General features: G+C 53.8%; 6 protein-coding genes. 2 read left to right on the top strand and 4 right to left on the bottom strand.

Translation table 11 applies throughout. The annotated features are described in order from the left end of the window. Positions 1–354: 354 nt before the first annotated feature. Genes Q4A89_RS04930 through Q4A89_RS04915 form a run of 4 tightly spaced genes read right to left on the bottom strand, consistent with a single transcriptional unit; the run spans position 355 to position 3,975 of the window. Positions 355–1,029, bottom strand: a complete 675-nt coding sequence (locus Q4A89_RS04930) for a 2-C-methyl-D-erythritol 4-phosphate cytidylyltransferase (RefSeq protein WP_303184132.1) — start codon at positions 1,027–1,029, stop codon at positions 355–357. A gap of 5 nt (positions 1,030–1,034) precedes the next feature. After that, entirely contained in the window at positions 1,035–1,238 is a 204-nt protein-coding gene (gene xseB, locus Q4A89_RS04925) for an exodeoxyribonuclease VII small subunit (RefSeq protein ID WP_303184131.1), read from the bottom strand. Between the two features lie 18 nt (positions 1,239–1,256). Beyond that, positions 1,257–2,588 (bottom strand): exodeoxyribonuclease VII large subunit, encoded by a 1,332-nt coding sequence (xseA, locus tag Q4A89_RS04920; protein ID WP_303184130.1) that lies wholly within the window; start codon positions 2,586–2,588, stop codon positions 1,257–1,259. Next, a complete protein-coding gene (locus Q4A89_RS04915; protein WP_303184129.1) occupies positions 2,575–3,975 on the bottom strand; it encodes a S8 family serine peptidase in 1,401 nt (466 codons plus the stop codon). Before Q4A89_RS04915 ends, xseA begins: the two co-directional genes overlap by 14 nt. 508 nt (positions 3,976–4,483) lie before the next feature. Here Q4A89_RS04915 and asnA point away from each other — a divergent pair. Continuing rightward, positions 4,484–5,518, top strand: a complete 1,035-nt coding sequence (gene asnA / locus Q4A89_RS04910; RefSeq protein WP_303184128.1) for an aspartate--ammonia ligase — start codon at positions 4,484–4,486, stop codon at positions 5,516–5,518. 20 nt (positions 5,519–5,538) lie between these two features. Next, positions 5,539–7,734, top strand: coding sequence for a glutamine synthetase III (locus Q4A89_RS04905; RefSeq protein ID WP_303184127.1), 2,196 nt, complete (start codon positions 5,539–5,541; stop codon positions 7,732–7,734). Positions 7,735–7,757: the final 23 nt, after the last annotated feature.

Below are 7,757 nucleotides of genomic sequence, written 5' to 3'. Positions count from 1 at the left end.
GGCTGAAAGCCTGAATGAAATTCATTCTTATACTTTCTATTGCGGAATCCGGGTTAAACTTTTCGTATGCTGACATCATAGAACTCCGAAGAAAAAGGATGATACAAGAAGTCGATGCTTATGTTCTTTTCCCCTTTGAAGGGAGGGGGGGATGGTCATATCAACGCCATGTCGGCGGTGTGTCATAACGGGCAAACTGCTTCGTTGCTTGCGGAATGAGAGCTCGGTCACATCCCTTAGTATGCTCCCTTACCCTCATCCTTAGCGCCTTGCTTTTTACCCATTCTTACACACCTAAAGAGGGTGGGCCCAAACATTGCATTTTGACACACCCTCCTACATTGCCCCGAAGGGCTAACCATTATAATATTCCGTCAGTATTTCGGCCCATTGCAGATCGATGGGCGTGGTGATTTTGATATTTTCGCGGTTACCGTCGACTAAATGAATGGGATATCCGGCAGCCTCGACGAGTGACGCGTCGTCGGTAAAGTGTGGTTGGTAAGGTTGTTCGTAGGCATCACGCAACCAGTCGGCGCGAAAGACCTGAGGCGTTTGCACGATGCGCAATCGTTCCCGGTCGAACGGACGGCTTTGCGTACCGTCGACTTCGCGCACGGAGTCGATCATGGGAAGGACGGGAACTGCCGCACCGAACTGCCCGGCTGCCGCGAAGCACGCGTCGATCACAGCTTCCGAAACGAAAGGACGTACGCCGTCGTGTACGGCGATCCATCCGTCTCCATCGACCGTTTGCAATCCGTTACGCACCGAATGAAAGCGGGTCTCTCCTCCATGTACTACACGGTGCGGTATCGCACAGTTTAATTCGCGGCAGAGCATCTGCCAATAAGCCTGTTGTTCTTGGGGCAGGACGATGACTTGTTCGGCCGTCGCATCCCAACGGAAGAAAGCGTTCATGGTGTGCATCAGCAACGGCCGACCGTGCAGGGGGATGAACTGCTTCGGCAGCTCGCCGCCCATACGCAGGCCTTTGCCGCCTGCCACAAGAATGACGGTACGTTTCATGTATATTATGCCTGCTCCAATGTCTCGAGAATCTTCTTTACCTCTTCGTCGGCTTTGAGGAGCTTCTCTCTGCACAGCTTAATCAGCCGGCTGGCTTCTTTCACCTTTTCCGAAAGCACGTCTACATCCAGCTCACCGCTTTCGATATCGCGGATGATGCCCCGAAGTTTTTCGATCGCCTTATTGTATGATTCCTTTTTTTCTGCCATGGTCGGTTCTCTATCTGTTTATGTTACTATTTTTCCTTTTCGTTCGCCGTCGGTAAACCTGACGGATATTTCGTCGCCTGCTGATAAGTCGGCCGCATGTTTGACGATTTTTCCATCCTTGAGCGTCAACGTATAGCCTCGTTTCAGGATATGATCCGGCGATGCCAGCCTGATATGCTGTTCGCTGAGTGAAAGCTCGTGCGTATGACGGGTCAGCATCGCATGGACTGCCTTTTGAATATGCGTGGGAGCCTGTTCGAGTTGTTCCGCGTGCTTCTCGAGGAGCTGCGGCACGGACGACAGACGGGCTGCCAGCGTGTGCAAACCTGTCCGATGACGCTCAAGATGTCCGGTGACGAACACCGGAAAACGCGTGGCGAGCATCTGCCAGGTCGTTTTCTTGGCTGTCAGTTGGTTGCGTGTCGCTTCGCAGACGGTTTCCCGCAGCTCGTCGAGCAGAGCAAGTTGCTCCGCCATGCGACTGATGAGAAACGCGGCCACGGCCGTTGGGGTTTTCATGCGTGTATGGGCTACTTTGTCGACGATCGAATCGTCGCGTTCGTGTCCGATACCGGTGAGGATGGGCAGGGGAAATTGCGCGCAGTTGGCAGCCAGCGCGTACGAGTCGAAGCTGCTTAAATCGGCCGCCGATCCTCCGCCGCGAATCAGTACGACGGCGTCGAACAGCTCGCGATGCACGTAGATCCGGTCTAACGCGGCGATTACGCTTTCTTCCGTCTTCTCGCCCTGCATCAGTGCCGGAAAAAGTTTGACGTAGAACGGAAAGCCGTAGTCGTTATGGGTCAGCTGGTTGACGAAGTCTTCGTAGCCGGCTGCCGTCGGGGAGGAAATCACGGCGATGCGTTGAGGGAGTATGGCTAACGTAAGTTCTTTATTCAGGTCGAATACGCCCTCTTCCTGCAAACGGCGGATCACCTCCATGCGTTTTTTGACCATGTCGCCCACCGTGTAGGACGGATCGATATCGTGTACCGTCAACGAAAGTCCGTACAGTTCGTGATATTCGACGGAGACGTTGACCAGTACTTTCAGGCCGGAGATAAACGTTTGTCCCGTTTCGTGCTCGAAATACGTTTTCAATATCGCGAAATTACGCGCCCAGATCGTGCCGCGCGACTTGGCGACGAGTTGTCCCGAAGTCTCGTTCTTCTCCACAAATTCGAGGTAGCAATGTCCGGAGGCCGCGTTGACGCGCACGTCACTCGTTTCGGCACGTACCCAGTACGTTTCGGGCAGCGCCTCGTCGATAGCGGTCTTCACCAACCGGTTCAGCTCCGTCAGCGAGAGAGCGTTCGGCCGTTCGCTTCGGATGTCGTTAAAGAAGTCCATTCATCTCCTTTCTGTATGCTTTGTAGAGGTCGGGCACGCCATAGCCCAGTTCGGCATCCGGACGCTTCGAGCGGGAGGCCGTCTGTCGGATCAGGTCGATCAGTTCCTCGCTTTTGAGCCACGAGAGCGACTGCCAGAGGCATGCGCAGAGTCCGGCCAGTGTGGGCGTAGAAAAAGATGTGCCGTCGACCCATTGTACGCGGCCGGCGGCGTTAATGACGCAGACGTTCGTACCCAAGGCGACGACGTCGGGCTTCACGCGATAGTCGGCCGTCAACCCTGTTGAGCTGAAAGCGCTTTTCGTTTTTTCAGTGGTCACGGCGCCTACGGTGAGTATGTTCGGCGCGTCGGCCGGGAACGTGATTTTCTGCCATTCGTTACTCCCTTCGTTGCCGGCGCTGCAAATAATCAGCATCCCTTTTCGGGCGGCTTCCTGTGCCACACGGGTAATGAATGCCGTTCTTCCGTTCAGGTCGGAGCGAGTATAGACGGGTTCCGCATCGAACTGAAAATAGCCCAGTGAGCAGGTGATGAGATCGACCCCGACACTGTCGGCATATTCCAGCGCCGCGGCATAGAAATCTTCTTCGATCGGATATTCGCCTCTTGTATCTTCGCTTTTGATGAGCAGATAAGACGCGTCGGGCGCTGTGCCGACCATCACGCCGGGCAGGTTGGCCGCCATACACGATAAGACTTTCGTTCCGTGATCGTCTTCACAAAAGACGCTATTGCCGGGAAAGGCCATGTTACGCGTCCCGATAATATCGGTCGAGGCAAACGCCGCGATCTTGTCTACATGCAGAAAACCGGCATCGATAACGGCAATACGCATGCCCTTCCCGTGTCGACCGGCCTCGTGCAGCCGCACGCCGTTCAGCATCTCGATCTGTGTCGTGGCATGTCCGTAATGCGCTTGCACCAAGCGGGTATCGTACGACGCGAAGGTGCTCGTATCGTCCGGACAATCGACGGGTTGCAACCGGTTCTGCCCATTCCATACGCACCGGACGGAATCGACGATCGGCAAGGCTCTCAGGCGGTCGGCGATCAGGCTGTCGGTATGTTCCACCACGACGGTGTTCATCCATTTGCTTTGCGTGATTACCTGTCCGCCCGTAGCACGAATCGTGCCGATATATTCGGGCGAGATCGGGACGTCGGAAACCGACAGCTCGACCCCGCGCCGCGTTCGCCGTTCGACCGACTCGGCCGAGAGATAACGCGGAGCATCGGCTTCGCTCGGAGCCTCCACGCCCTTATCTTTCAAATACACCCGGAAACAGTAACTTACGCTGTCAGCGGCCGGGAGACTCTCCGGCATGCACATGCACCAATAAAGCCCTGTCAGCATGCCCAGATATTTCCATCGTTCGCTTATTCTCACCTTGTTTTCTATTTTCGCACAAAAATAATATAAAACGGCAGGCGCCGGTTTGATCCTCGTTGTATTTTGTTATTTTAACAGTAGAGGTGAAGAAGGATGATCCGGTCGTCCATGAGGATTGCATGGGTAAACCCAATTGCGATCCGTACACCGTTGCACGGACTGTCCGTGCAGTAGTGTACGTTCCGTCCGTGCAACGGTGCACGGACTGTGCTTACAACAGTGTAAGCGCTGTGCTTACAACAGGGGGCGGAATTACCCCTGAATGCTGACGGCTGACGGCTGATCGCTAACAAACATTGTACGGATCGCCCTCATCGAATCGTTTCTTTCCGAAAATCAAATCCTCGATTGACCGGGCAAGCCAAAAAACAGGCATCCGGCATGCCGTATTTCCGGAAGGAATACTACTTTTGTCGGGCGTTAGCGCTTTGTATCGTCTTTACATAGGGGGGTGAGAACGACATTCATCTCCTTAATATACATTAAAACAGAAAACAAGAGTGACATGAAACTGTACATTCCGGCCAATTACCGGCCGACTTTGGCTTCCGAAGATATGGAAGAGGCCATCAAAATGTTGAAACGGGTCTTTCAGGAAGAACTGGCGGCCACGTTGAATCTGCGACGGGTGACGGCTCCGTTATTCGTTTTTTCAGGCACGGGAATCAACGACGATCTGAACGGTATTGAACGTGCCGTATCGTTTCCTATCAAGGATATGAACGACCGTCGCGCCGAAGTGGTGCATTCGCTGGCCAAATGGAAACGGATGAAGCTCGGCTTTTACAAGATCCCGCCCGGTCAGGGACTTTATACCGATATGAACGCGATCCGCGCCGATGAGGAATTGGACAATATTCATTCGATTTACGTCGATCAGTGGGACTGGGAACGTACGATTCGCCCCGAAGACCGTCACCTCGATTTTCTGCGTATGATCGTCGATCAAATTTATGCCGTGCTCAAGACGGTAGAGGAAAAAACGTACCGCTCTTTCCCGCATATTACTCCGTTTCTGCCGGAGAACATCACGTACCTGCATGCGGAAGAACTGCTGGCAGCCTATCCCGATATGTCGCCGAAAGACCGGGAGCATGAGGCGGCCAAGAAATACGGAGCGATTTTCATCATCGGAATCGGGGCGACGCTCTCGAACGGAGAGAAACACGACGGACGCGCTCCGGATTATGACGACTGGTCGACCCCGACGGTTGACGGACACAAAGGACTGAACGGCGACATTATTTTATGGAACCCGATTCTTGATGCACCGCTCGAAATATCGTCGATGGGGATTCGGGTCGACAAGGAAGCGATGCTTCGTCAGCTCGAACTTGAACATTGTATGGAACGCCGGTCGCTGACGTTTCACAAAGCCTTGCTGAACGGTGAGATTCCGCTTTCGATAGGCGGAGGTATCGGTCAGTCACGCCTGTGCATGTACTTCCTCCGTTGTGCGCATATCGGCGAGGTGCAGGCCTCGTTATGGTCGGACGAGATGATCGAACAGTGTAAAGCAAATCATATCATTTTAAAATAAAACGAATCCCGGTAATCGTTATGAGTACGCTACGATTTAAAGCAGTAGAAGAAGCTTTCAAGAAGAAAGCGCTGGACGTGCAGGCGCCGGAAGGGTCGATGTCCGAGTTTTACGGAAAGTATGTTTTTACGTATTCCGTCATGAAAAAATATCTGTCGAAAGATACGATCAACGTCATCAAGGACGCCGTGGAAAAAGGACAGACGTTAGACCGCGGCATTGCCGACCATGTAGCCGCGGGCATGAAGATGTGGGCGATGGAGCTGGGCGCCACGCACTACACGCACTGGTTTCAGCCGTTGACCGATGGGACGGCGCAGAAGCATGACTCGTTCATCGATTACGTGGATGGGCCGGGCGAGAGCATTACGGAAGAATTCTCCGGCAAATTGCTGGCGCAGCAGGAGCCCGATGCTTCGAGCTTCCCGAGCGGAGGTATCCGCAGCACGTTCGAGGCACGCGGATATACGGCTTGGGATCCTTCGTCGCCGGCCTTTGTCATGGACGACACGTTGTGTATCCCCACCATTTTCATCTCTTATACCGGCGAGGCGCTCGACCTGAAAGCGCCGCTGTTGAAGGCCGTCAATGCCATCAACAAGGCCGCGACGGATGTGTGTCATTACTTCGATCCGAACGTAAAAAAGGTGTCGTCTTACCTCGGATGGGAGCAGGAGTATTTTCTCGTGGACGAAGGGTTTTACGCTACGCGTCCCGACTTGTTGCTGACCGGGCGGACCCTGCTCGGACATGAGTCGGCCAAAAACCAGCAGCTCGAAGATCATTATTTCGGCTCGATCCCGACGCGTGTCACGGCCTATATGAAAGACCTCGAATTTGAAGCCTATAAATACGGCATTCCGCTCAAAACGCGCCACAACGAGGTCGCTCCGAATCAGTTCGAGTTGGCGCCGATCTACAACGAAACGAACCTTTCCATCGATCAGAACCAGTTGATCATGTTGCTGATGAAAAAAGTCGCCCGTCGCCATGGCTTTCGCGTCTTATTGCACGAAAAGCCGTTTGCCGGCGTGAACGGTTCCGGCAAGCATTGCAACTGGTCGATCGGTACGGATACGGGCGTGGGGCTGCTCACCCCGGGCAAGACGCCGGAAGAGAACCTCCGCTTTATCACGTTTCTCGTCAATACGCTGATGGCTGTTTATAAACACAACGGTCTGCTCAAAGCGTCCATCAGCTCGGCTACGAACGTGCACCGTTTGGGAGCGCACGAGGCTCCGCCGGCCATCATCTCGGCCTTCCTCGGTACTCACATGAACGATATCCTCGACAAGATGGAGCAAAGCACGACGGAGAAGGTGATCATCCTCGATAAAAAGAAAAAGCTGCGTTTGGGCATTGCGCATATCCCGGAGGTGCTGCTCGACAATACCGACCGTAACCGTACATCGCCCTTTGCTTTTACGGGCAACCGGTTCGAGTTCCGCGCTGTCGGCTCGTCGGCCAACTGCTCATCGGCCATGACGGCGCTCAATGCCGCAGTGGCGGCGCAACTCATGGAGTTCAAAGCGTCGGTCGATGCGAAGATTGCGCAAGGCGAGACGAAGGAGCGGGCTATTTTCGAGGTGCTTAAAGAATATATCCGTATCTCGAAACCGATTCGTTTCGAAGGCAACGGATACAGCGAGGAATGGAGGAATGAAGCCAAGAAGCGAGGGCTGAACTGCGAGACGAGCGTACCTGAAATCTTTCGCATGTATACGAGCCGCGAGAGCGTGGAGATGTTTACTTCGACCGGCGTGATGAACCGTAAAGAACTGGAAGCGCGTAACGAGGTGAAATGGGAAATCTACACGAAAAAGATTCAAATCGAGGCGCGTGTGCTGGGCGATCTGGCCGTTAACCACGTCATCCCGATTGCTACGCGTTATCAGTCGCTACTGCTCGATAATGTGTATAAAATCAAGGCTGTTTATCCTCCCAAGCGGGCGAAAGAACTAGCGTCGATGGACGCTGCGCTGGTTGAAGAAATAGCCGAGCATGTGGGGGCTATCAAGAGCAATGTGGATGCGATGATCGAAGCACGTAAGGTGGCGAACAAACTCACCGACGAATATGCGAAAGCGGTCGCTTACCACGATAAGGTGTGGCCGTATTTCGACGTGATCCGTTACCATGCCGACAAGCTGGAACTGATCGTCGACGACGAGATGTGGTCGCTGCCGAAATACCGTGAGTTGCTCTTTATCCGATAAGCCTGACACGAAGAAAATTCTTT

Source organism: Tannerella sp. (assembly GCF_030528505.1).
Taxonomy (GTDB): domain Bacteria; phylum Bacteroidota; class Bacteroidia; order Bacteroidales; family Tannerellaceae; genus Tannerella.
The sequence above is the reverse complement of the archived record's forward strand: the minus strand, read 5'-3'. Positions and strand labels throughout refer to the sequence as shown.

What these genes read in the sequence shown, in the direction of transcription:
- xseA (WP_303184130.1), bottom strand. Translation starts at nt 2,588, where the DNA reads ATGGACTTCTTTAACGACATCCGAAGCGAACGGCCGAACGCTCTCTCG.
- asnA (WP_303184128.1), top strand. Translation starts at nt 4,484, where the DNA reads ATGAAACTGTACATTCCGGCCAATTACCGGCCGACTTTGGCTTCCGAA.
- Q4A89_RS04930 (WP_303184132.1), bottom strand. Translation starts at nt 1,029, where the DNA reads ATGAAACGTACCGTCATTCTTGTGGCAGGCGGCAAAGGCCTGCGTATG.
- xseB (WP_303184131.1), bottom strand. Translation starts at nt 1,238, where the DNA reads ATGGCAGAAAAAAAGGAATCATACAATAAGGCGATCGAAAAACTTCGG.
- Q4A89_RS04905 (WP_303184127.1), top strand. Translation starts at nt 5,539, where the DNA reads ATGAGTACGCTACGATTTAAAGCAGTAGAAGAAGCTTTCAAGAAGAAA.